The organism is Massilia sp. 9I, from assembly GCF_902506415.1.
Taxonomy (GTDB): Bacteria; Pseudomonadota; Gammaproteobacteria; order Burkholderiales; family Burkholderiaceae_D; genus Telluria.
The window spans coordinates 3,239,444-3,263,763 of record NZ_LR733275.1 but is presented as its reverse complement, the minus strand read 5'-3'; the positions used below and the strand labels follow the sequence as shown (position 1 = coordinate 3,263,763).

At 66.7% G+C, this 24,320-nt stretch carries 19 protein-coding genes; 4 read left to right on the top strand and 15 right to left on the bottom strand.

Annotated features, from left to right (window positions below):
- Positions 1-51 precede the first annotated feature (51 nt).
- From GV068_RS14570 to GV068_RS14555, 4 genes are all read left to right on the top strand, one after another.
- On the top strand, positions 52-1,620 hold the full coding sequence (locus GV068_RS14570; RefSeq protein ID WP_159699031.1) for an acyl-CoA ligase (AMP-forming), exosortase A system-associated: 1,569 nt from the start codon (positions 52-54) through the stop codon (positions 1,618-1,620).
- Entirely contained in the window at positions 1,617-2,882 is a 1,266-nt protein-coding gene (locus GV068_RS14565; RefSeq protein WP_229464214.1) for a pyridoxal-dependent decarboxylase, exosortase A system-associated, read from the top strand. The genes GV068_RS14570 and GV068_RS14565 overlap by 4 nt, the downstream gene beginning before the upstream one ends.
- A 47-nt stretch (positions 2,883-2,929) precedes the next feature.
- Positions 2,930-3,904 carry a glycosyltransferase family A protein gene (locus tag GV068_RS14560; RefSeq protein ID WP_159699028.1) on the top strand — a complete coding sequence of 325 codons (975 nt, stop codon included), beginning with the start codon at positions 2,930-2,932 and terminating at the stop codon, positions 3,902-3,904.
- Between the two features lie 136 nt (positions 3,905-4,040).
- Positions 4,041-4,982, top strand: a complete 942-nt coding sequence (locus GV068_RS14555) for a glycosyltransferase family 2 protein (protein WP_159699026.1) — start codon at positions 4,041-4,043, stop codon at positions 4,980-4,982.
- A 5-nt stretch (positions 4,983-4,987) separates the two neighbouring features.
- On the opposite strand, the gene GV068_RS14550 is transcribed toward GV068_RS14555, so the two are convergent.
- From GV068_RS14550 to GV068_RS14480, 15 genes are all read right to left on the bottom strand, one after another.
- Positions 4,988-6,739, bottom strand: coding sequence for an asparagine synthetase B family protein (locus tag GV068_RS14550; RefSeq protein WP_159699023.1), 1,752 nt, complete (start codon positions 6,737-6,739; stop codon positions 4,988-4,990).
- 25 nt (positions 6,740-6,764) lie between these two features.
- Positions 6,765-8,240, bottom strand: a complete 1,476-nt coding sequence (locus GV068_RS14545) for an MOP flippase family protein (RefSeq protein ID WP_159699020.1) — start codon at positions 8,238-8,240, stop codon at positions 6,765-6,767.
- Positions 8,237-9,511, bottom strand: a complete 1,275-nt coding sequence (locus tag GV068_RS14540; protein ID WP_159699017.1) for a glycosyltransferase — start codon at positions 9,509-9,511, stop codon at positions 8,237-8,239. Before GV068_RS14540 ends, GV068_RS14545 begins: the two co-directional genes overlap by 4 nt.
- A gap of 120 nt (positions 9,512-9,631) precedes the next feature.
- On the bottom strand, positions 9,632-10,834 hold the full coding sequence (locus GV068_RS14535) for a glycosyltransferase (protein ID WP_159699014.1): 1,203 nt from the start codon (positions 10,832-10,834) through the stop codon (positions 9,632-9,634).
- A 1-nt stretch (position 10,835) separates the two neighbouring features.
- On the bottom strand, positions 10,836-12,296 hold the full coding sequence (locus GV068_RS14530; RefSeq protein ID WP_159699011.1) for a lipopolysaccharide biosynthesis protein: 1,461 nt from the start codon (positions 12,294-12,296) through the stop codon (positions 10,836-10,838).
- A gap of 54 nt (positions 12,297-12,350) precedes the next feature.
- Positions 12,351-13,346 carry a polysaccharide deacetylase family protein gene (locus tag GV068_RS14525; RefSeq protein WP_159699008.1) on the bottom strand — a complete coding sequence of 332 codons (996 nt, stop codon included), beginning with the start codon at positions 13,344-13,346 and terminating at the stop codon, positions 12,351-12,353.
- A complete protein-coding gene (locus GV068_RS14520; RefSeq protein ID WP_159699005.1) occupies positions 13,343-14,710 on the bottom strand; it encodes a putative O-glycosylation ligase, exosortase A system-associated in 1,368 nt (455 codons plus the stop codon). Before GV068_RS14520 ends, GV068_RS14525 begins: the two co-directional genes overlap by 4 nt.
- Positions 14,703-14,849, bottom strand: a complete 147-nt coding sequence (locus tag GV068_RS14515; protein WP_159699002.1) for a hypothetical protein — start codon at positions 14,847-14,849, stop codon at positions 14,703-14,705. Before GV068_RS14515 ends, GV068_RS14520 begins: the two co-directional genes overlap by 8 nt.
- An 11-nt stretch (positions 14,850-14,860) precedes the next feature.
- Positions 14,861-16,060: a glycosyltransferase family 4 protein gene (locus GV068_RS14510; protein ID WP_159698999.1), complete on the bottom strand. Its 1,200-nt coding sequence runs from the start codon at positions 16,058-16,060 to the stop codon at positions 14,861-14,863.
- The gene (locus GV068_RS14505) at positions 16,057-17,295 is read right to left on the bottom strand and encodes a TIGR04063 family PEP-CTERM/XrtA system glycosyltransferase (protein ID WP_159698996.1); all 1,239 of its coding nucleotides are present in this window, start codon (positions 17,293-17,295) and stop codon (positions 16,057-16,059) included. The genes GV068_RS14510 and GV068_RS14505 overlap by 4 nt, the downstream gene beginning before the upstream one ends.
- A gap of 35 nt (positions 17,296-17,330) precedes the next feature.
- On the bottom strand, positions 17,331-19,271 hold the full coding sequence (locus GV068_RS14500) for an XrtA/PEP-CTERM system amidotransferase (RefSeq protein ID WP_159698993.1): 1,941 nt from the start codon (positions 19,269-19,271) through the stop codon (positions 17,331-17,333).
- Positions 19,259-20,455, bottom strand: a complete 1,197-nt coding sequence (locus tag GV068_RS14495) for a TIGR03088 family PEP-CTERM/XrtA system glycosyltransferase (protein ID WP_229464212.1) — start codon at positions 20,453-20,455, stop codon at positions 19,259-19,261. Before GV068_RS14495 ends, GV068_RS14500 begins: the two co-directional genes overlap by 13 nt.
- Positions 20,456-20,468: 13 nt before the next feature.
- A complete protein-coding gene (gene xrtA / locus GV068_RS14490; protein WP_159698988.1) occupies positions 20,469-22,022 on the bottom strand; it encodes an exosortase A in 1,554 nt (517 codons plus the stop codon).
- Entirely contained in the window at positions 22,013-23,206 is a 1,194-nt protein-coding gene (locus GV068_RS14485) for a TIGR03087 family PEP-CTERM/XrtA system glycosyltransferase (RefSeq protein ID WP_159698985.1), read from the bottom strand. Before GV068_RS14485 ends, xrtA begins: the two co-directional genes overlap by 10 nt.
- A 3-nt stretch (positions 23,207-23,209) precedes the next feature.
- Entirely contained in the window at positions 23,210-24,307 is a 1,098-nt protein-coding gene (locus GV068_RS14480) for a FemAB family XrtA/PEP-CTERM system-associated protein (RefSeq protein WP_159698982.1), read from the bottom strand.
- Between the last annotated feature and the right edge of the window lie 13 nt (positions 24,308-24,320).

Here is a 24,320-nt window from a genome sequence, read left to right as displayed (position 1 = left end):
AGATTGCGCCCTGCGCCAGCTACGCGTCCGCTTATCCAGATTGCTACCACTATGTCCGACCTGATCCACGATGGCCTCTTCGCTTCCGCGCGCCGCACGCCTGGCGCCGAGGCGCTGGTGTACGGCGCGCAGCGCCTCGACTATGCCGCGCTGGCGGCTGCGGTCGAGCACGCCGCCGGCGCGCTGCTGGCCGCAGGCGTGCAGCGCGGCGAGCGGGTCGCCATCTACTTGGAAAAACGCGTCGAGAACGTGGCCGCGATGTTCGGCGCCGCCGCCATCGGCGCCGTATTCGTGCCGGTCAACCCGCAGCTGAAGGCAGCCCAGGTCGGCTACATCCTGGCCGACTGCAATGTCCGGGTGCTCCTGACCTCGCCCGAACGCCTGGCCCAGCTCGGGGAGCTAGCAGGCAGCCTGCCGGACCTGCATACCGTCTACCTCACCGGCGAGGCGCTGCCCGCCTCGACGCTGCCGGCGCAATCCTGGCAGGAGGCCCAGCAGCCTCCCGCACCTGGCGAGCTGGCGCGCTGGCGCCCGATCGACGCCGACATGGCGGCCATCCTGTACACCTCCGGCAGCACCGGCAAGCCCAAGGGCGTGGTGCTCTCGCACCGCAACATGGTAGCCGGTGCACGCAGCGTCGCCAGTTACCTGGAAAACAATGCGCAGGACCGGATCCTGTCGGTGCTGCCGCTGAGTTTCGACTACGGCCTGAGCCAGCTGACGACCGCCTTCCTGGCGGGCGCCAGCGTGGTCCTGCTGAACCACCTGTTCGCCAAGGACATCGTCAAGGCCGTGGCGGACGAGCGCATCACCGGCCTGGCCGCGGTGCCGCCGCTGTGGATCCAGCTGGCCGCGCTGGACTGGCCGCGCGACTGTAGCCTGCGCTACCTGACCAATTCCGGCGGGGCGATGCCGGTCGCCACCGTCAAGGCGCTGCGCGCCGTCCTGCCCGCGGCCCGGCTGTTCCTGATGTACGGCCTGACCGAGGCCTTCCGCTCGACCTACCTGCCGCCGTCCGAGCTCGAGCGCCGCCCCGATTCGATGGGCCGCGCGATTCCGAATGCCCAGGTAATGGTGGTGCGTCCCGACGGCACACCGTGCGCGCCGGGAGAACCGGGCGAACTGGTGCACCGCGGGGCCCTGGTCTCGCTCGGCTACTGGAACGACCCGGCGAAGACCGCCGAGCGTTTCCGCCCGGCCCCCGGCCAGGACCCGGCCCTGCCATTGACCGAGATGGCGGTGTGGTCGGGCGACACCGTGCGCATGGACGACGAAGGCTACCTGTACTTTATCGGCCGCAGCGACGATATGATCAAAGTCTCCGGCTACCGCGTCAGCCCGGCCGAAGTCGAGGAAGTCGCGCATGCGAGCGGCCTGGTGCAGGAAGCCGTGGCCTTCGGCGTGCCGCATCCGGTGCTGGGGCAGGCCGTAGTGCTGCTGGCGGTGCCGCTTGATGCCGGCCTGGCGCCCGCGGAACTGCTCAAGGCCTGCCAGCGCCAGCTGCCGGCCTGGATGGTCCCGGCCCACATCGGCTTCTCCAGCGAGGCCCTGCCGCGCAACCCGAACGGCAAGTTCGACCGCAAGTTGCTGCAGCAAGCCCATTCCAGCCTGTTCGAATGAAAGCTCCCCTGAATATGACCAGCCCCAGCCCCGCCGCCAAACCCGTGCATGCGGCCCAGACCCTGTTCCCGATCGTCGACAACTGCCTGCAGGTCGGCGGCATTCCCCTGACCCGGCTGGCGCAACGCGTCGGCAGCACGCCCTTCTATGCCTACGACCGCGGCCTGGTCACGCAGCGGGTGCGCGAACTGCGCGCCGCGCTGCCGGCCCAGCTCGAGCTGCACTATTCGATCAAGGCCAACCCAATGCCGGCGCTGGTGCAGCACCTGGCCGGCCTGGTGGACGGGCTCGACGTCGCCTCCGGCGGCGAACTGAAGGTCGCCCTCGACACCGGCATGGCGCCCGAGCGCATCAGCTTCGCCGGTCCCGGCAAGTCGGAAGCCGAGCTGGCCCAGGCGGTGGCCGCCGGCGCCTGCGTGCATGCCGAATCCGAGCGCGAGATCCGCCTGCTGGCCCAACTGGGCGAGCGGCTCGGCATCGCGCCGCGCCTGGTCCTGCGCATCAATCCCGATTTCGAGCTGAAGGGCTCGGGCATGCGCATGGGCGGCGGCGCCAAGCAGTTCGGCATCGACGCCGAAGACGCGCCGCGCCTGCTGGCCCTGGCCGGCACGCTGGGCCTGGAGGTGCTGGGCTTCCACATCTTTAGCGGCTCGCAGAGCCTGAAGGCAGCCGCCATCGTCGAGGCCCAGGCCCAGACCTTCGAGCTGGCGCTGCGCCTGGCCGAGGCCAGCCCCTCACCAGTGCGCATGCTGAACATCGGCGGCGGCTTCGGCATTCCCTACTTCCCGGGCGAGGCGCGCCTCGAGCTGGCGCCGATCGGCGACGCATTATCCGCGGCGCTGCCGCGCATGCAGGCGGCCCTGCCGCAGGCCGCGTTCTCGATCGAACTGGGACGCTACCTGGTGGGCGAAGCCGGCATCTACGTGGCGCGCGTCATCGACCGCAAGGTCTCGCGCGGCCAGGTCTTCCTGGTGACCGACGGCGGCCTGCACCACCACTTGGCGGCGTCGGGCAACTTCGGCCAGGTGATCCGCAAGAATTATCCGGTTGCGATCGGCAACCGCATGGAGGCAACGCAGCGCGAGGCGGTGTCCGTGGTCGGCCCCCTGTGCACGCCGCTCGACCTGCTGGCCGAGCGCATGGACCTGCCGGCCGCCGAGGTGGGCGACTTGGTGGTGGTGTTCCAGTCCGGCGCTTATGGCCTGAGCGCCAGCCCAGGTGGCTTCCTGAGCCATCCAGGAGCCTCAGAAGTCCTGGTGTGACGTAATGAGCGCGGTCGCTTTTACGCTTGAGATAACATGGGGCTACTATGACGACCCCGCCGACGATCAGACCGCGCGCACCGCTTGTTTCACAAGCGACGTTCAGCGTTATTATTCCGACTTACAACAACGCACTCACCTTGGCGCGTTCGCTCGACTCTGTGCTGGCACAGACTTATCCTGCGCACGAAATCTTCGTGGTGGACGACGGTTCGATGGATGGCACACGCGAGGTGGTAGCCGCCTATGGCGACCGTGTCATCTACCATTACCAACCGAATGCAGGGGTATCCGTAGCGCGCAACGTCGGCGCGCGCATGGCGACCGGCAGTTGGCTCGCTTTCCTGGATGCCGACGACACCTTCGCGCCAGATCGCTTGGCCCTGCACGCCGAGTGGATTGAACGTGATCCGGACCTCGATTTTCTGTTGGGCGACCAGGATTTTCTCAAGCCTGATGGCAGTTTCACGCATGCTGCAATTACGTCGAGCGCATTCGGGCGCGCACTGCAGAAACGCCATCCGAACGCACATGAGATCGTACTCGAAGAGGACGACTTCGGCCCGCTGATTGCAGACGGCTTTGCCGAAATCCGCACCTTATCCCTGTCACGTGCCACTTTCCACCGTCTTGGCGGCTTTCCGGTCGGGACGAGGATCGGAGAGGATTTGCAACTGATCGTGCGCTTGTGCGCTGCCAGCCGTCGGGCTGGAGTCGTCATGCGCACGCTGGCGCACTATTATATTTATCCATCTAGTGCGATTCGCAAGGATGCCTTGGGATCGCAACGCGCCTTTGTCGCCACGCTCGAAGAGCTGGCTGGGCAGATGAACGCGTCGCAACCGGGACTCCGTAGTGGTCTGCGCGAAAAAATCCGGCAGGCGCGCCTCAGTTTGGCGTACATGTATTTGCGTCAGCGTTTGCGTCGCGCTGCCATCGGTAGCGTACTTCCAATGCTGCGGCCAGTACCGAGCTTGACGGCGATACGTGACGTCCTGTCGGTGGTGCGCGGTATCCGCTGATCGGATCATACCGCTGTCGGCTCAGTGCCACAGGTGTCTGCGGGAGCAGCAGTAAAGACTTTCATTAGAACAATTTCTTCATTTAATCATGTAAGATGTTGTTCCGATATCGTCGTGCTGCTAAGACTATTCCTCCATGCAAACGTCTGCTCCCAAGTTTTCGGTCATCATCCCGAATTACAACAATGGCGGCACGCTGGCGCGTGCGCTCGATTCCGCACTCGCCCAGACTTATGCGGCGCACGAAATCATCGTCGTGGACGACGGCTCAGTCGACGATTCGCAAGCCATTGTGCGGGCCTACGGCGACCGCGTCACGTATATATACCAGCAGAATGCAGGCGTGTCCGCAGCCCGCAATGCGGGTGTGCACGCGGCCAGCGGCGACTGGCTGGTATTCTTGGACGCCGATGATACCTTCAACCCAGAACGCTTGGCCCGGCACGCCGACTGGATTCAACGCGATCCGGATCTGGACTTTCTCCTCAGCGATCAGGAGTTTCGCGATCCTGAAGGTCGCTTTCTGCACCATTCGATCGACTCGACCAGGTTTGGACGAGCGCTACTGCGGCGTCACCCTGGCAAGAGTGAAATTGAGCTTGGCGAGGACGATTTGGGACACTTGGTTGGTGATGGTTTCGTCGAAATCCGCACACTATCAATGCCGCGTGGCACCTTTCTGAGCTTGGGAGGGTTCCCGGTTGGAAAAAAAATTGGCGAAGACCTGCACCTGATCGTGCGCCTCTGCGCGGCCAGCCGGCGCGCAGGCGTAGTGACGGAGTCGCTGGCCAACTATTACATCTATCCGTCCAGCGCCATGCGCAAGGACGTGGGAGCTTCCCAGCTGGCCAACGTCGAGATAATCGAGGAACTGGTGGCGCAACTGGCGCATGCGCGGCCTAGCCTCCGGCGCGGTCTACGCGAGAAGCTGCGTCAGGCACGTTTGAGCCTTGCCTATGTCAATCTGCGCCAAGGGAAGCGCCGCGCAGCCCTCGACAGCGTGCTTCCATTGCTGCGGCCGTTGCCGCGTTGGAGCGCTATTCGCGACGTGATGTCAGTAGTGCGCGGCATCCGGTGAACTAGTCACGAAACTTTAGCCTTGCGCCCGTCTTCCTGACCCCTGGACCAATAGTGGCAATATACGCTCGCGGTCTTGATCAGGTAACTGTAGTCGCGCACGCCCAGGGCGGTCAATAGGCTTGCCAGGCGCAGGGTGCCGCGACTGATCAGGCGGTCCGGAAAGCGCGGGGCAGCCAGCATCTGATAACCATTCTTCGCTTGTGTACGGCGCATCTGCGCATACATCTTCTTGTCGTAATAGACGTCCCACTGGTACTTCAGGCCCGGCGGGCTGGGCAGGGTGCAGGGGATATGGCCCGGATAGGCCTGCCACGGGATCGAGCTCAGGGCATTCGGGAAGTGTTCCATCCAGTCCATGTAGAAGCGGTGCGCCATCAGCCAATCGTTCGGCAGGCGCAGCACACTGTCGAGGAAGTCGGCATCGAAGAAGGGCAGGTGGAACTCGATGCGCTCGCGGTCGATGTCCTCGAAATGCTTGGCCAGGTGGCGGCGCTGGTCGTTCAGCATCAGGAACAGCTGGAAGCGCCGGCCCTGGTCCGGCCCCTCGATCGCGGCCAGCTCTTCGGTCACGCCCTGGAAAGTGAGGTTCGCAATCTGGTCGAGCGCAGAACGGCGGAAGATCCGTTGCGGCACGCCGCGGGTAAACAGGTTAATGGCCTCACCCGTCGCGCCGCGCTCCATCGCGGCCACGATCTGCGGCGTCATGTAGACGTAGCCCAGGCCCACGCTGCCGCCGTCGCCCGACCACAGCACCGGCGCTTTGCCGGCTGCGAGCAGCTCCGGGAATGTCTGCCGGATCCAGGCGTTGACCTCGTCCTTGCGGTAGCCCTGGCCGACGTTGGTGGCATTGGTTTCGATCTGCTTGTGCGCCAGCTGCAGCTGGTCGGCGACCAGCTGGGCGAAGACCTGGTCCTGGCTGCCGTCGGGTGCGTAGTTCACGGTGTGCACATCGTTGCCGAGCGCCGCCAGGCCACCCACGATCACGCGCGAATCGAGTCCGCCGCTCAGGAAAGCCGCCGCCACGCCGCGGGTGCGCTGGCGCCGCCCGATCGCGTCGATGAAGGTATCGTAGGCGCGGCGTGTCGCCGCCTCGTAGCCGATGTCGTCGAGCGGGCCGTCCCAGCGCCAGTACAGCTCGCGCTGCACGCTGCCGCCCGCCAGGCGCAGGGCTTCGCCGGCGCGCAGCATGGCGATATTGCGGAAGGGCGTGCGGTCGCCCAGCGCATAGCCGAGCGCGGCGATCTCGGTTACGCCGCGCATGTCGAATTCCTTGGGAACCGCGGCCACCGCCTCGAGGATGCGCAGGGCGCTGGCGAAGACCACGAACTGCGGCCCCGCCCACACGTAAACCGGGCGCACGCCGCACTTGTCGACGAACACCGTCATGGTGCGGCCTTCGCCATCGTAATCCACCCCGCAGAAGGTGCCCGAGGCGCGGCGCAGCGCGGCATAAGGCGTGGCGGAGCGCAGGGTGGCGGAAATGCGCACCAGGTCCATGTCGCGCCGGCCGCCGTTCGCATCCTCTCCGGTCAGCAGCGGTTCGCCCGCCAGTACCGCGAAGCCGCCGGCGCCGTGGTCGATGCTGCCGCTGCCGGCGAAGGCCTGGATGTCGACGCTGGCCACGTAAGCGCCCTTGCCATGGAACTCGAGCGGTCGGTCGGCTGGGAAACGCGAAACGTGGGTGCGCAGGTCGTCGAGCAGCGCCTGAGGCAGCTCGTGTCCGGGGAAGGCGTAGGCGCCGCAGAAGATCGTCATGGTCGTATCGTGAAGGTGCTTGGGTTCAGGTGAGACTGGCCGGCGCGGGTTTGCGGATGCCGGCCATGGCCAGCAGCTCGCGCAGCATGGCGCGGTTCAGCAGCCAGGTTGCGGCAAGGTAGGCGGCGGCGCCCAGCAGCGCCAGCACTGCCAGCAGGGCGCCGTGGCCGATGCGCGCCGCCAGTCCGATCCCGGCCAGCAGCAGGTCCAGGCCCGCTACCAGCGCGAACATCAGGGCGGTGGCGGCGATGGTCGGGGCCAATTCGCGCAACAGCGCCGGCACGCGCAGGCCGATCAGGCGGAAGGGAATCGCCAAGTTCGGGTAGAGCAGCAGCAGCGAAGTGAGGGTGAAGCCGGCGGCCACGCCATTGATGCCCCATTTCAGGCCTGCTGCCAGGCCGGCGAACACGATCAGGTTCGAGGCTATGCCCCAGCGCAGCTGCAGTCCGGTGTGGCCGGTGGCGACGTAGATCGAGCCGGTGGTGGTGAGCACGGAGCGGATCGCGGCCAGCGGCGCGAACATCGCCAGCAGCGGGACTACCTGCGCCCAGGCCTCGCCGAATACGGCGAAGACGAAGTGCTCGCGCACCGCCAGCAGCCCGATCATCATAGGGAAGGTGACGAAGGCAATGGTGCCGGCCACCCGCAAGAAGGCCTGGCGGAAGCGCGGCAGGTCGTCCTGGGCGCGCGCATAGTAGGGCAGCATGACGCGCCCGAACACCGCCGAGATGGCCTGCATCGGGAAGGTCATCAGCTTGTAGGCCAGGTCATACAGCCCGAGCGCCTCGCTGCCGAGGAAGCGGCCGATCAGGAGGTTGTCGAGGTTCTGGGCGAAATAGTAGAAGATGTTGTAGCCGGCCAGGTTCAGGCTGTAGCCGGTGATGCCGCGGATCTCGTCCCAGGCGAAGACCAGTTGCGGACGCCAGCGGCTGGCCATCCAGGTGAACAGGGTGCCGAGGGCCGCGTTGGCGATGACCTGGTACACCAGGCTCCAGACCCCGTGGCCCAGCAGAGCCGCGCCGATCCCGATCGCATACGAGAGCACCGAGGCCGCCAGCTCCACCTTGGCCAGGCGCTCGAAGGCCATTTCTCGGGTCAGAACCGAGGTGTGCACGATCGAGAGCGAGGACAGGAAGAAGGACAGCGCCATCACCGCGACCACCGGCTGTACCCGCGCTTCCTGGTAAAAGGCCGCCACCAGCGGCGACAGCGCCAGCATGAGCAGGGTCATCGCCAGGCCGAAGCCGCAGTTCAGCCAGAACACGCTCGACAGAAGCGTCGGGCGCGCCTCCTTTTCGCGCACTAGCGCGGCGCCAGTGCCGAGGTCTTTGAAGATGTCGACGAAGCCGAGCATCACGCCAGCCATCGCCACCAGCCCGAAGTCGGCCGGCGCCAGCAGGCGCGCGAACACGATGTTCGCGGCCAGGCCGAGCACCCGCCGCCCCATGGTCGAAGCCGAGGTCCACTTGATGCCGGAGACGACCGCGGTCTTCGATGTCATGCCGCCTTCGCCTCCTGCGCCCGGCTGCTTGCTGCGTCCAGCACCAGGGCCAATTCGCCGGCGCGGTACTGGCGCGAGGCCGAGCGGATCAGTTCATCGCTTGCCACGCTTGCACTGCCCTGCTTGACGCCGTCCAGGAACTGCTGCAGGACCGTGGCGATGTGCTCGGGCGAATCGATGTGGGCGATGTCATTGAAGCCGGCCTTGCCGAGCACGCGCGCCGTCTCGCCCAGCGGGTCGAGCAGGCCGATGATCGGTTTGCGGGCGCGGAAATACTCGTACACCTTGGCCGGGATCTGGTTGTTGAAGGGCGACCCCTGGAACACCATCAGGCCGTCGGCATCCAGCATTTCCCGGACCGCTTCGCCGTAGGGAACGGGCGGCGCGACCTCGACCAGGTCGCTGACGCCCGCCGTGTCGACGCAGGCCTGGGTCGCGGCCAGGTCGCCGGGGGCGCGCAGCACGACGCGCAGGCTGGCGGGGGTGGCCAGGCCTTGCGCTTTAAGGCGCCCCACGGCCTGCAGGAAGGGCGCCGGATCGCGGCCGTCCTGGTACAGCACGCCGCTGTGCAGCAGCGTCAAGGGGCGGCCGGCGGCTGGGGCGGGCGTAGCGCTGGCCGCAGGCATGTCGGAGCCGAAGCTGTCGTCGTCGTAGCCGTTCTCGATCACGCGGAACTTGCTGGCGCAGATCTCGGGGAAGCGGCGACAGTAATCCGCCATCGCGCTGTGGGTCGTGAACACGGCGGTGTCGCAATGCTGGATGGTCTGGCGTTCGATCCAGCGGTACAGGCTGCGCTGCAGCGGCAGGACCGGGTAGGACGGTTGCAGCATCGGATCGCGGAAGTCGGCGACCCAGGGCAGGCCGGTGAGCCGGTGCAGCGCCAGACCGATAAGATGGGCGGTCGAGATCGGAAAGGTCGACCAGATGACCTGCGGCCGGTGCTTGCGGATCAGGGCCAGGCCGGCCGGGATCGCGCCGACGGCCCAGCTGGTCCAGCGGTCCGGCAGGGCCGTGAGCGCCAGGTAGCGGCCCTTGTAGCCGAGGTGGTGCTTGGCATCGAGCGCGAAGGCGCGCCGCACCAGAACCTTGGAAGGAATGCTGGCGAGCTGGGACGTGTTCTGCTGGCTGTAGGCGCGCGGATGGGCCGACAGCACCATCGGTTCCCAGCCGGAGTCGCTCAGATGTTTCGAGAAACTCAGGGTGCGCTGGATACCGCTGCTGGCTGCCTGTGGCGGAAAGTGAAAGGCAATCAGAAGAACTCGTTTACTCATTATGTGTTTCCAGGCATGCGCATGCACCCATCCTCATCATTGCTGTTGCCAAGCCTGCATCGTCGATAAACCCCATTCATTATCGCTTTGTTGCAATATAGTTGCTACAAAAACACTGTGTCATATTGTTTCAACGGAATGCGGGCAGCGGCCGGCAACGCGGTCCAGCACGGCCGAGACGGCGACGGTATGCTGCTCGATCGAATAGCGCTGCGCGGTCTGCGCCGCCTGGCGCGCCATGCCGGCGGCCCATTGTGGATTGTCGAGGATGCGCAGGATGGCCGCGGCCAGCAGGCCGGGGTCGCGCGGGGGGACCAGCAGGCCGTCCTGCTCGTGGGTGATGACGTCCAGCGGTCCGCCTTCGGCCGCCGCGATCACCGGGCGGCCGACCGCCATGCCCTCGAGGAAGGTGCGCCCGAACGGTTCGGGCTTGGTGGATGCATGTACGACCACCGAGCTCAAGGCGAGGATATCCGCCACATCGCTGCGTCCGCCCAGCAGTAGCACCCGGCCTGCCATCTCGGGAGACGCCACCTGCTGCCCGATCGCGCGCGCGAACAGGTCGTTGCGTCCGTAGGCCGAGCCGACCAGCAGGATGCGCGCGTTCGGATAGCGCGCGAACAGCTGTGGCGCCGCCTGCAGCAGGACGTCCTGGCCTTTCCAGTCGATCAGGCCGCCGACCAGGGTGATCACCGGCGTGTTTTCGTCTAGGCCCAGCTCCGCGCGCAGGGCGTGCGACGGGGGGCGCGGCTGGAACTGGCCCAGCTCCAGTCCTTCCGGCACCACGGTGCATTTGCTGTCCGGCAGGCCCAGGCGCAGCAGTTCTTCCTTGACGGCGGTGGAGACCGGAATGCAATGGTCGATCCACTTCAGCACCAGGCGGTTGATGCTGGAATCGGCATGGAAGCCGCGCGCATGCAGGACCAGCGGCAGGCCGGCCAGGCGCGCGCCGACAGCGGCGGTGAAATTGCAGCTGGCGTCGTTGTTCAGGTAGACCACGCGTACCCGTTCAGCGCGGAAGGCCCAGTAGTAGCGCAGCGCGTTGGGCAGTACATTGAACAGGTTGTCGATCATCGAGGCAAAGGGCACGCCGCGGCGGCGCAGCGCGCCATGGTCGACCAGTTCGCGCGGAGGCAGCTGGCGCCAGCGCCCGAAGTGCGCCAGCTGCCGGTAGGGATCGGTGCCCAGTCCGGTCAGCAGCACCGGGGCATAGCGCTGGTCGAGGTGGGCCAGCATCGCGGTCAGCGAGATCACGGCGCCGCCATAGCCGGCGCCGTTCTCGCAGAATGCGACCGGCAAGGGTTTGGCTAGAGTCCGGTGCACGTCAGCTCCTGGTAAGAAGGCGTGCGTTCAGCCACCCGCGCGCCTGCAGCAGGTGTTCCCGGATCGGATGGCGGCACCAGAACACCCCGACCAGCCAGCCCACCAGGGCCACCAGGCCGCCGGCCACGGCGTCGACCAGGGGATAGCCCGAGCCGCTGTCGAGCATCATCACCAGCAGCGGGCCGCCCACCGCGAACAAGGTCACCAGCGAGCTGCGCACGGTGGCGCTCAGCACATGGTGGAAGCTGATCCCGGTGGTACGGCGCAACAGCGGCGAGAGCAGGGCCAGCGCGACCGCTTCCGACACCACGGTCGCCACCGCCACATGCGCCAGGCCGAACATGCTGGCGCCGAGGATCAGGCCGACCCGCACCGGCTGGGTCATCAGCTGCAGCTTGGTCACCGCTTTCACGTGGCCGTTGGCGATCATGACGTCGCCCGCGAACATGGTCAGCATCGACAGCGCGCCGGCAGCGCACAGGATCTGCACCAGCGGCACGGAGGCGTCCCAGTTGGGACCGTAGAAGGTGCGCACGGTCGGCAGCGCCAGCACCGCCAGCACGCCGAAGAAGGGCCAGGCCACGCCGGTGATGTAGGTAATCGCGGCGCGGTAGGGTTGCACCATGTCGCTGGACTGGTGGCGCAGGGCCGAGAAATAGGGCAACACGAGCGGCCCGACTGCGTTGGCGATCAGGTTTTTGAAGACTTGGACGAAACCGTTGCCGCGGCTGAAGAATCCGGTCGCCTCCAGGCTGAGGTTCTTGCCGATGATGACGTCCTGGCAGTTGCTGCCGGCCACGTTGGCCAGGCTGCCCAGGCTGGCGACACTGCCGAAGCGCAGGATCTCGCGCAGCTCGCGAAAGCGCGGCATCAGCGGGACGCCGGGAGCGCGCAGCAGGGCCGCGATCAGGCCGTACATCGCGATGCCGGCCAGGTTCGACCAGGCCAGGGTCATGGCGCCAAAGCCGTTCAGGGCCAGGATGGTCGAGACGATGGTGGAAAACAGTCCGCTGCCGATATGGATGGCGGCCACCTTGCGCATTGCCATGTTGCGGCGGTTGATGGCATTGATCACCGAGCCGAAGGGCGTGACGGCAAAGCTGATCGACATCACGGCCATGATGTCGGCCAGGCGCGGCTCGTTGTAGAAGCGCGCCACCGGATGGCGCAGCGAGAACAGGACCAGGGCGACGCCGGCGGCCAGCAGGATCGCCGCGCCCAGCGCCGAGCGGATCTTCTCGGTCGTGAGATCGGGTTCCTGGATCACGTACTTGGTCACGCCGAAATCGCGGAACACGTGCAGCAGCGCCATCAGGAAGGCGGCCACCGAATAGATACCGATTTCTTCCGAGCTGATGATGCGCGCCAGGATCATCACCCCGACGAACTGGATGAACAGCTCGGTGTACTGGGTGACGACGGCGATGCCGAGGGTGCGTTTTATCTTGGTATCAGCCGACATGGGGGGCTCCCGGCGCGCGGCGTGTGGTCGTCGTCATTATTCTTGTCATGATTTTCATTGTGGACGTCCCTGGGCCAGCCAGCGCAGCAGGCGCAGGCCGAACATCAGCGGACTGCGGTCCCATGGACGGCTGCGCGGCAGCTGGAAACGGTCCTGGTCGGGCGTGATCGCGCCAACGGCGGTAGTGAAGGCGGCATCGAAACCGGCCTCCCGCACCATCGCCACATGGCGCTGGTCGAAGTCCATCCCCACTTTGCCATTCGGGTAGGCGAACAGGCGGACCGGCTTGCCGAGGATGGCTTCCAGGTCTTCCTTGCCGCCGGCGATTTCGGAGCGCGCGGAGGCTTCGTCCAGGCTGGTCAGGATCGGGTGGGTCACGGTGTGGGCGCCGATCTCGATGCCGTGGCGGTCGAGATTCAGCAACATGTCACGGGTCAGCATCAGTTCCGGCGTCATGCTGCCGCCGGCCATGGCCGCCAAGCGTTCGGTCACGTTGCTGCGTTCTGGCGGCGGCAGGTATTTCGAGCGCTCGGTCAGGATGCCGATGGCGGCCATGCGGTCGTCCAGGCTGCGCAGCGAAAACGCACCCAGGCCGAGGTCGCGCAAGTCGAGCGGGCCATCGGGCAGCATCTGGACCGCCTCGATGATGCGGTCGTTCCACATATTGCCCTTGTCGACGTGGCCGCTGGTGACGAACACGGTGGCAGGCAGGCCGAAGCGGCGCAGCACCGGCAGGGCCAGGTCGTGGATCGAGCGGTAGCCATCGTCGAAGGTGATGCACACGCTGCGTGCGGGCAGCGGCTGGCCGGCGTCCAGGCGCGCGAGCGCTTCGCGCAGCGGCAGCACATGGAAGCAGCGGGCCAGCACCTCCATCTGCCAGCTGAAGGTCGCCACGTCGGGCTCGGCCGCCAGCAGCGGGTTATGGATCGGGAGCACGCGGTGGTAGTTGACGACGCAGAAGCGATTGGCGGCCAGAACGGCCGACAGCACCTTGCCCAGCGTCCGGATCGTGGCAACCGCGGGCCGCGAAACCTGGCTGGCGGCGGTCATGCGGGGACTCCCGCCAGCGATGGCGCCGGCTTGGCTTGCGCCGCCTGCGCAACCTGGGATGCCTGCGCCGCCAGTACGGCCGGCATGATGCGCGCTTCGAGCACGATCGCCAGGCCGAACAGGGTGAAGATCAGGTCGAAATAGGCAAAGCTCAGCGCGGCCCCACCCAGGGCGAAGGCGAAGATGCTGAGTTGCAGCATCGTAGCAAGCTGCTGCAGCCATGCCGGCCCGCCTCGCAAGCGGGTGGTCTTCGCGACCCGACCGGTCTTGCGATATGCGCTGACCAGGCAGAAGACGTAGATCGCCAGTCCGAAGAAACCGTGTTCACCGAGCACCTGGAAATAGACGCTGTGGGCGGCGCGGGCAAACTGCGTGGGCGGCAGCGCGTCGCCCGTATAGAACCAGGAGTAGGAGAAGAATTCCTTTGACAGCTCGCGCCATACCGGCAGGAATTCGAGCGACTTGAAGCCGCCGCCGAAGAAGGGGTTCTCCGATGCCATGATGAAGCTGAGCTTCCAAGCCACGACCCGGCCCATGAAGGAGGCATCCTCGCCGGCTTCGTTGATGGTGTTGATGCGCGAGGTCCATTCGGACGAGACGATCTGCGCCAGGCCGACAGCCAGGATCACTGCAAGCACGCCCAGCAGGAACTTGCGGTCGCTCTTGATGAACAGGTAGCCCCCCAGCGCCAGCATGGCAATGAAGCCGCCGCGCGACTGCGTGCCGATCACCGCCGTCACCAGGAGGCACATGGTGCCGATCAGGCCGAGACTGATGATGCGCGAGCGCTTGCCATATTCACTCAGCAGGTAGACGCAGAGCGGCAGTGTCATGACGAAAGCGACCGCCAGTTCGTTGCGGTCACCCAGCACGTGGCCATCCATGCCCGCGATCTTGTGGCCGCCTCCGCTGGCAATGAACTTGAGCGCTTCGACGTTGCCGTAGAAGCCGATCGACAGCACGACGCCCCACAGGATGGCGTCCACATGCAGCTTCTTCTCGACGATCAGAACGATGAACACGAACAACATGATCACCTTCGCGAAGCGGCTCCAGATTTCCCATGCGATTTCAGGGCGGCTCAGCGCCATCGTCGTGCTGACCGTAGTCCAGGCAAAGAACAGCAGCACCATCGCTCCCATCGCGCCGAAGTGCACCTTCGCCTTGTTCTTCTGGATTAGGTAAGTGAAGATGGTGATCCCTGCGAACAGCAGGTTATAGCGGATGCTGCCGGCGGCGCCGTAAAGCCAGCCATTAGGGAAGAACAGCGCCGTCCATGGCCACATCGCCAGCGCGATGAAGGAGCGCTGCCACATGGCGTATAGCAGGACCGGCAGTACGGCCAACATGACGATGTCACGCATTGTCCGGCCCCTGTCCGTTCTGGCCCGGCTTGCCGGATTTGCCCTGGTTTTCCGCGGATTCCGCTTTGTCGGTGCGTAGCGCCCACAGGCACAGGTAGGCGACCGCGGCCAGGTCGAGCGCCCAAATAATCGATTCCATCTTGTGTTCCTTTATTTCTCGCAGCCGATGGCGACGGCCTGCGCGTCGACGCAAGCATTGCGGCGCGCCAGCACTTCGCCAAACAGGCGCAGCTGGCCGGCGCTGGTGTCGTCCCAGCTGAAGCCTTCGGCATAGCGGCGCGTCGCGGCGCGGTCCGGGTAATTCGCGCGCAGCGCGTTGACGGCGTCGGCCACGCCCTGCAGGCTGCGCTCGCGCATCAGGACGCCCGCTTCCGGCGCCGCCACCACTTCCGGGGTGCCGTAGACACGGCTGGCGACGACCGGGGTGCCGCAGGCCATCGATTCGAGCAGCACGTTGGCCCAGCCTTCGCGCGAGGAAGCCAGCACCAGCGCGTCGGCCGCGCCGTAGTGCTCGCGCAGCTGGGCCTGGGGCACGGCGCCAAGGAATTCGACCCGGTCCGCCACGTTTTCACTGCGTGCGAGCGCTTCCAGCATGCCGCGGTTGGGGCCATCGCCGGCCACCACCAGGCGCACGCCCGGCAGCAGCGGCAGGGCCGCGATGATTAGTTCCTGGGCCTTGACCGGCACCAGGTGGCCCACCGTGAGCAGGGTGAACATGGCGTTGTCCTGGCGTTCGGTCGGGCGGAACAGCTGCAGGTCGACGCCGTTGCGCAGCGAGGTCACGCGCTCGGCCGGCACGCCCAGCGCCACCACTTCGTCGCGCAGGGCGTTGCAGACCGTGATCACGGCGTCGGCGCGATTTGCGGCCCACTTGATCATGCGGCGCGGCAGCGTGTACTGGGGCAGCAGGGTGATGTCGGAACCGCGCGCGGTGATTACCAGCGGCTTGTTGAACCAGCGCGCCAGCATGGCTGCGGCCACGCCGTCGGGGTAGAAATAGTGGGCGTCGATCAGGTCGAAGTCGTAGCCCTCCTCGATCAGGCGCGCGATCGCCGGCCTGGCCGCCTGCGCCAGCAGCAGGGGCGCGACGTTCATGCCGATCTTCGGGATCGTCGGATAGCGCGGGTGCGCGACCTGCAGGCCGTGGCGCACTTCCGTGCGCGGGACCTTCGCCATCTTGGCGTAGTTGCCGAAACGGGGATGGGTCGAGGGGAACCAGGCCACCGGCGCCACCACGCGCGCCTCCACTTGCCCGCTTGCGACCAGGTGGCGCAGGCGGGTTTCGACGAAGATGCCGTGGCCCGGCTTCTCCGTATTCGGGAACAGCGTACTGAAAGTCAGGATCTTCATGCAGCCTGCGATTCGGCGGAGCGGGTGGCCGGGCGTTTGGCGAGGCGTCCGTAGATGTTCTGGTAGCGCGCCACGCTGACCGGCCAGTTGCGTTCGGTCTCGACGTAGTGGCGGCCGGCCGCGCGCAGCGCCGGCCACAGGGTCTCGGCGCGCAGCAGGTCGGCGACCTTGTCGGCCAGCGAGCGCGGATCATTCGCCTTGAACAGCACGCCGGTCTTGCCGTCGGCGATCAGCTCGAGGTGGCCGCCGACGTCGGACGCGGCCAGGATGCGGCCCTGGGCCATCGCCTCCAGCGGCTTGAGCGGGGTGACCAGGTCGGTCAGGCGCATCGACAGGCGCGGGTAGACCAGCACGTCGAGCAGGTCGTAGTACTTCTGCACCTGGTCGTGCGGCACGCGGCCGGTGAACACCACTTTATCGAGGATGCCCAGCTCCTGGGCCAGCTGGCGCAGCTGGGCGTCCTGCGGACCGCCGCCGACCAAGAGCACGCGCAGGTCGGGAATGTCGGTGACGAGGCGCGGCACCGCGCGCAGCAGCACGTCCAGGCCCTCGTAGGCGTAGAAGGAACCGATGAAGCCGATCAGGCGCGAGCCCTGCAGGCCGAGCTTGGCTTTCAGTTCCTGGTCGGCGCTGCCGCCCACCGAGAATTTGTCGATGTCGACCGCGTTCGGGATCACCGTGACCTTGTCGGCCGGGATGCCGCGCGCGACGATGTCCTTGCGCAGGCCTTCACAGATGGTGGTGACGGCGTCGGCGCGCTTCAGGGCCCAGGTTTCCAGCGCCCGGGTGGCGCGGTAGCGCAGGCCGTTCTCGCTGCTGGTGCCGTGGTCGACCGCGGCGTCTTCCCAGAAGGCGCGCACCTCGTAGACCACCGGGATGCCGAACTTCTTGCCGGCGCGCAGGGCGGCGACCGCGTTCAAGCTGGGCGAATGGGCGTGCAGCACGTCCGGCTTCACCTGCGGGATCAGTTCGATCAGGCGCCGGGTGAGGCCGTCGATGACTTCCTTCTGGTTCAGTACCGGCAGCTTGGCGAGGGCGCTTTTCGAGGTCGGGGTGCGGTAGAAGTGCAGGCCGTCCACGGTCTCCTCGAGCTCTTCGCCCGAATTCTGCTTGGAGCCGGTGACGTGGAAGGTTTCCCAGCCGAGCGCGCGCTGTTCGCGCAGGATCGAGCGGGTGCGGAAGGTGTAGCCGCTGTGCAGCGGGATCGAGTGGTCGAGGACGTGGAGGACGCGCATGGTCTTGTACTGTTTTTACGTGGTGCTTGTTCGGGTCAGGCGACGGCCAGGGCGGCGCTGTTATCGAGGGCGGCGCTGCTGCCGGCGGCGCCGTTCTTGCGCAGGAAGGCGTCGAACATCAGCACCGACCACAGGGTCGTGCTGTGATCCTTGGCGCTCGACTGGTGCTCGTCGACCATCTGCTTGAGGAAGGCCGGGTTGAAGATGCCGGTGTCGAGCAGGGCCGGGTTCAGGACCGCGCGCCGCATGGCGTCGGCCAGCGGACCGCGCAGCCAGGCCGCCAGCGGGATCGAGAAGCCCTGCTTCTTGCGGTACAGGATGTCCTGCGAGAGGAAGGGCTCGAGCGCCTTCTTGAAGACGTGCTTGCCCTCGCCATTGCGCAGTTTGGTGTTCGAAGGCAGGCCCGAGATCCATTCCACGAACTGGTGGTCGAGCAGGGGCACGCGCACTTCCAGCGCGTGCGCCATGCTGGCGCGGTCGACCTTGGTCAGGATATCGCCCGGCAGGTAGGTCTTCATGTCCAGGTACTGGATCAGCGACAGCGGATCGTCGGTCGGCGACTTGGCCGCATGGGCGCGCATCACCTCGACCGCGCGGTAGCCCTGCAGCTTGTGCTTGAAGCCGCTGGAGAACAGCTGGCTGCGGATGCGGTCGTTGTTGATCGACACGCCGTGGAAGTAGCCCTCGGTGAGGTCGCGCGCCAGTGCTTCGAAGGTGGTCTTGGCGCGGAACATGCGCGGCGCCCAGTCGGCCTTTGGATAGGCCGCGCCCAGCAGGCCAAACACGGGTTTGCGCAGCGCCAGCGGCAGCAGCGAGCGCACGCGTTCCTCGCCCATCGCCATGCGGTGGCGGCGGTAGCCGGCGAAGTTCTCGTCGCCGCCGTCCCCCGACAGCGCCACGGTGACGCGCTTCCTCGCCAGCTGGCACACGCGGTAGGTCGGGATCGCCGAGCTGTCGGCATAGGGTTCGTCGTACAGCGCCGCCAGGGTATCGAGCAGGCCGTAGTCGTCCTTGTCCACGGTCTCGCATTGGTGCTTGGTCTGGTACTGCTGGGCCACCTGGCGTGCATACTCGGATTCGTCGAAGGCCGGGTCGTTGAAAGCGATCGAGCAGGTGTTGACCGCGCCGTCGGTGACGCCGGCCATCATTGCCACCACCGCGCTCGAATCGACGCCGCCCGACAGGAAGGCGCCCAGCGGCACGTCCGAGATCAGGTGGCTCTGCACCGCTTCGCGCAGGCGCGCCACCAGCTCTTCTTCCATGGCGCGCTCGCTCATCGGAGCGTGCGGGGTGAAAGGCACGTCCCAGTACTGCTTCGAGGCCGGCACCGGCTGGCCCACGCGCAGGGTCAGGGTATGGCCTGGCGGCAGCTTCTTGGCATCGCTGAAGATGGTGCGCGGCTCCGGCACGTAGCCGTAGGCGAAGTATTCCTCGACCGCCAGCGGGTCGATCTCGCGCTTCAGTTGCGGGAGCGTGAGCAGCGACTTGAGTTCGGAGCCGAAGGCGAACATGCCGTCGCTAAGTAAGGCGTAGTGCATCGGCTTGATGCCGATGCGGTCGCGCGCTAGGAACAGGGTCTGGTTCGGGCGGTCCCAGATCGCGAAGGCGAACATGCCGCGCAGGTGGTTGACGCAGGCTTCGCCCCACTGCTCGTAGGCGTGGACGATGGTTTCGCTGTCCGAGGGGGTGCGGAACACGTGGCCCAGGCCCTGCAGTTCGGCGCGCAGCTCGCGGAAGTTGTAGATTTCGCCGTTGAACACGAGGGCGAGGGTCTCGTCCTCGTTGAACAGGGGCTGCAGTCCGGCTTCCAGCGCGATGATGGACAGACGGCGGTGGCCGAAGCCCAGGCCCGGTTCCAGGTGCAGGTCGCCTTCCACCGGTCCGCGGTGGAACTGGCTCTCGTTCATCCGGTGCAGCAGGTCGCGGTCGATGGCGCGGCTGCCCTGGGTATCAAAAATTCCTACTATTCCGCACATGGTGTGATCGCCTTATTCGGCTCATTGGGTTTTTTGGGTGTTGGCTTGGTCTGGCACAGTTCGTCGTACAGGGCGACGTAGGCGGCCAGCATGGCCTGCATGCTGTATTGCCCTTCGATTCGGGCGCGCCCCTGCGCGCCGTAGCGCTGCGCCAGCGCGCGGTCGAGTACGTAGGGCGCGATGGCGTCGGCCAGGGCCTGTGGGTCGCCCGGCGGCGCCAGCGCGCCGCTGACGCCCTGCTCGACCAGGTCGGGAATGCCGCCGACCGCGGTGGCAACCACCGGCAGGCCGCTCGCCATGGCTTCCAGCAGGGTGACCGGGGTGCCTTCGGCGATCGAGGACAGGGCGAACAGCGAGAAGCTGCGCATCGCCGGCGCCACGTCGCTGCGGGCGCCCGCGAAGTGCACGCTGCTTTCCAGATCGTGTTTGCGCACGCGCGCTTCCAGCTGGGCGCGCAGCGGGCCGTCGCCCACCAGCACCAGGGCCAGCTTCGCATCGGGCAGCCGGCGGCGCAGCAGCGCGAAGGCGTCGATCAGGGTGGCCTGGTCCTTGACGTCCTGCAGCCGGCCTACGGTGCCGATCACGAAGCTGTCTGGATCGTGTTGCCAGGCTTCGGCGGCGGCCGACCCCGAGGCGCGGAAGCGTTCGGTGTCGACGCCGTTGTCGATCAACTGGATCTTGCGGGCCGGGATGCGCACCACGCGCTCGAGCCAGCCGCGCAGTTCGTGCGAGACCGGCACGTAGCGGTCGATGAAGGGCGTCATCAGGCGCCGCAGCAGATTGTGCTTGGGGTTCACGCCCTGCGGGTCGCGCGCGTCGCGGCCATGCTCGGCATGCACGCGTACCGGCACCCCCGCGGCCCAGGCGGTTGCGGCGTACTCGATGGTGCCCAGGTTGTAGGTGTGCAGGATGTCCGGACGCAGGCGGCGCAGCAGCTTGAACAGGTCGGCATGCGTCCCCAACGCCAGCCCGGCCGGCTTGTTCAGCGCGAACAGCTCGACGCCGGGGCGCGTAATGCGCTGGGCGAAGTCGGTATAGTCGGTCAGGCAGATCACCACGTGCCGGTAGCATCCCGGCGCCATGCGGTTGATGGTGTCGACCAGCAGCGTCTCCAGGCCGCCGATGTCGAGGCGGTAGATCAGGTGCGCAACCAGCGGCGGCTGCGCGGAGGACTGCTTGGCCATGTCGGCATCCATCTCAGTGACCCCGGGCAGCCACCAGCGCGGCGTCGACCGCGTTGAAGTTCTGCGCCAGGAAGGCGCGCAGGGTGGCGCGCGCCGCGTCCTGGCCGCCGGTGGCCGGGGCCGCGATCGCCACCAGGGCGCCGTCGTCGCCATGGAACAGCAGCTTGCCCTGGGCCTGGCGCAGCTTGCCGACCACGTTGCTGGCCGTGTACTGGCCGTCGACCCACAGGACGTGCCAGACCAGCAGTGCGCCGTCCGGGCCATCCATTACCGCTTCGCGCAGCGCCAGATTGCGCGCGCCCACGGTTTCGGTGCGCTGGCTGGATGCGGTCTCGTGCCAGGCATCCTTTTCGCCGGCCAGGCGGTTGACGGAACTGATCAGGCCCTTCTGCTTGCTCTGGTTGCGGTAGTAGAGCAGCTGCAGCTTGACCGCACGGCCGTCCGGTGCGCTGTAGGCGCGCGCCAGACGCGCGTCCGGCTCCATGTAGTCCACCTGCCAGTCGGCGAAGCTGGCGGCATACGGCCAGCTCACTTTCGGTTCGGGCAGGACGACGGCCTGTTCGTTGTGGTTGGCGCGGTCGTTGTAGAAGGCAAAGGCCGGCCAGACGGCGGCCAGCGCGACCACGGCGAGGGCCATCGGCACCAGCGAGCGCAGCGGGCCGCGGCTGTGCTGTGCGGCCACCGGCACGGCGGCCGGCGCGGGCGCGTCGTCCTCGCGCCAGTAGCTGCCGATCCAGAACATGATGAACATGATGATGCCGAAGAACAGCCAGCCGTAGACCAGGTGGTCGACGCCGGTGGCCAGTTCCATGCCGCTCATGTGGCCGATCATGACGATGCCGTAGGCGCGCAGCCAGTTGGCGACGATCGGGACCAGGATGGCCAGGCCGATGAAGACGGCGCGCCGCAGGTTGGAGCGGTAGGTCAGGTAGGCGTACAGGCAGCCCAGCGTGATCGAGGAGATCAGGTAGCGGATGCCGCTGCAGGCCTCGACCACCGACCAGCTGCCGGAGGGCAGTTCGAAGCGGGTGCCGTTGCGCAGGACCGGGATGCCGGTAGCCTGCACTGCCCACACGGTGAAGTCGGCGGTGTAGTGGATCAGCGGGCCGACGAAGATCTCGCCGAAGGGCACCGCGAACAGCAGGAACAGCAGCGGGAAGGTGAATTTCGCGGCCAGGCGCGGGCCCAGCAGGGCCAGCGCCGCCAGCGGGAACATCGACACGAAGGCGTACTGCATCACCACCTGCACCTCGGCGATGCGGCCGGCCAGCCAGGCGGCGCCCGCGCCGGCCAGCAGGATCAGGGCTGGACGCCAGGGCTGCGGCGGCAGCGCCGTGAACCAGGCGCGCTGGCGCCAGATCAGCGCCAGGCTGATCGGCAGGATGACGTAGCCGTGGGCAAAGGTCTCCGAGCTGTTCCAGGTGTCGACCATCGAGCGCACGGTGGCCAGGTAGAGCAGGAAGGGCGCCAGCATGGCCAGCACCAAGGGAAGGTAGTTGGCGCGCGCCGGCTGCGCCGGGGCGTCGACGCCGGCCTTCAGCACGCCGGGTGGAGGTGTCAGATGCATTCGAGTCGCTCCCCGATGCAGGCCAGGTTGCTCGGCCAGCTGTATTTGCGTTCGACCCGGGCGCGCGCGGCCAGGCCCATCTCGTTGCTACTGCGCGCCAGCAGCAGCGCGACCGCATCGGCGAAACCGGCGGCGTCCTGCGCCAGCACCAGTTCCTTGCCCGGCTCGGCATCGATGCCTTCCAGCGCCTGCGGCGACACCACCACCGGGGTGGCCATCGCCATCGCTTCCAGCACTTTGTTCTGGATGCCGCGCGCGATGCGCAGCGGCGCCACCGCGGCGCGCGCGTGGGCGATGTAGGGGCGCACGTCGGGCACGGTGCCGGTGACCACGATGTTCTGCTGCTTCGCCAGCTCCAGCACGGCCGGGGCGGGACGGGCGCCGACGATGTAGAACACCAGGTCGGGGAAGCGCGCGCGCAGCAGCGGCATCGCCTCAAGCGCGAACCACTGCACCGCATCGACGTTGGGCCAGTAGTCCATGGCGCCGGTGAACACGATGGCGCGTTCGCCCGGCTTGAACGGGCTGCTGCCGGCGGCGTCGGGCGAGAAGTAGTCGGTGTCGACGCCGTTGCTGAAGAAGCCGATGCGCGCGTCGCTCTCCGGAGCCAGCTGGCGGAACAGGGCGGCTTCGGGTTCGGACACGAACAGCGAAGCGTCGTAATCGCGCGCCACCTGGCGCTCATACGACAGCAGCTGGCGCGCCTCGTGGCGGTACAGCCAGCTCATCGGCCAGGATTTCTTCTCGGCGTACTGTCGCCACTTGTCCGAGTCGACGTCGCAGAAGTCGACCACGCGGCGCGCGTTCGGGTACTTGTCGGCGTACTGCGCCATCGCGGAGGAGAAGACCAGCACGCGCTCGATCTTGTGTGCGCTGACTGTCTGGTCGACCCAGCGCTGCAAAGTAGCGTCGCGGTAGTAGTCGAGCGAGAGCGAGCGGTTCTTGACCAGCGCACCGAGGCTGCGTACCCGCGCCAGCGTCGGGTTGAGGCTGGCGAAGTGGCTGCTGGCGCACATCTTCTCGACGGTGGGCACGTGCTGCCAGTCGTCGGCGTCGTCCACAAAAGTCGCCAGGTGCACGCGATAGTCGCGCGCCAGGTGCTTGAGCAGGTGGTAGGAACGGATCTTGTCGCCCTTGTTGGGTGGGTAGGGGATCCGGTGGATCAGAAGCAGCAGGTCTTCCACGTCTTATCCCAGGTTGCGCACGATGTAGGGGCCGAGGAAGTTCGCCACCGGCAGCGGCAGTTTCTTCCACATTTTGATGAACAGCTGGTACTTCGGGTTCAGCGGATTGTTGTCCGGCAGCTGGCTCGATGCATACAGCTTGTATTCATACGGCAGCGGCTCGGCGGTGAAGCCCCAGTTCTTCTTGAAGTCGTAGGCGCCGGTGCCCAGCTTGCTGCGGCCATAGTCGAAGATGCGGCAGCCGCGCGCGGCCGCTGCCTGCATCAGGTTCCAGTACATGAAGTCGTTGCCGGCCACTTCGCGCGCCAGGTCCATGCCGCCGCCGTAGTAGGGCACCACCTCGTCGCGCCAGTAGAAGGAGAGCACCGAGGCCACCAGGCGGTCGTCGCTGGTGTAGATGCTGCGCACTTCGCACTCGTCGCCGAAAGTCTGTTGCAGCAGGGCGAAGTATTTTTTCGGGAACACCGGGGTGCCCAGGCGCAGCACGCTGTTGGCATAGGCCTCGAACATGCGGTCTACGTTGTTCTCCACCACGCCCTTCAGGCCCAGCTTGATCCCCTTGCGCACCATGGCGCGCTGCTTGCGCGGGATGGCATTCAGGTTGGCCTCGTCGTCCGCGCTGATCTCCTTGCGGAAGGTGACGTACAGCTCCTTGGTATGGAAGCTGGGATCGTCCGGGTGGGCGCGCTTCATGCCGCGGTATTCCAGGTGGCCGACGCCCAATTCGCGCGCCAGCTTGTCGGCGGCTTCGTCGAGCAGGATGCGGGCGCCATCGTCGACCGCGGCCACGCCGCCGTAGACGCAGAAGGGCATCGCGCCCAGCGAGTGGCCGAACAGGCGGCTCTTGATCTCGGCCAGCGGCAGCACGCCCTGGATCTGGCCGTCCTGCTGGACGTAGTAGAACCAGGTCTTGATGCCGAAGGATTGCTCGATGACTTTCTGCCAGCCCGAGAGGTGGAAGAAGGTGGCGTCCGGGCAGGCGCGCACGAAGGCGTCCCAGCGGCCGTATTCGTGCGGCTGCAGGAGGTGGAGCGTTTGCGGTCCGGTGGCCAGCACCGGGGCGGCGCGCTTGGCCTGGGCGGCTTCGATGATCGAGTTCATGGGTGGGCGAAAG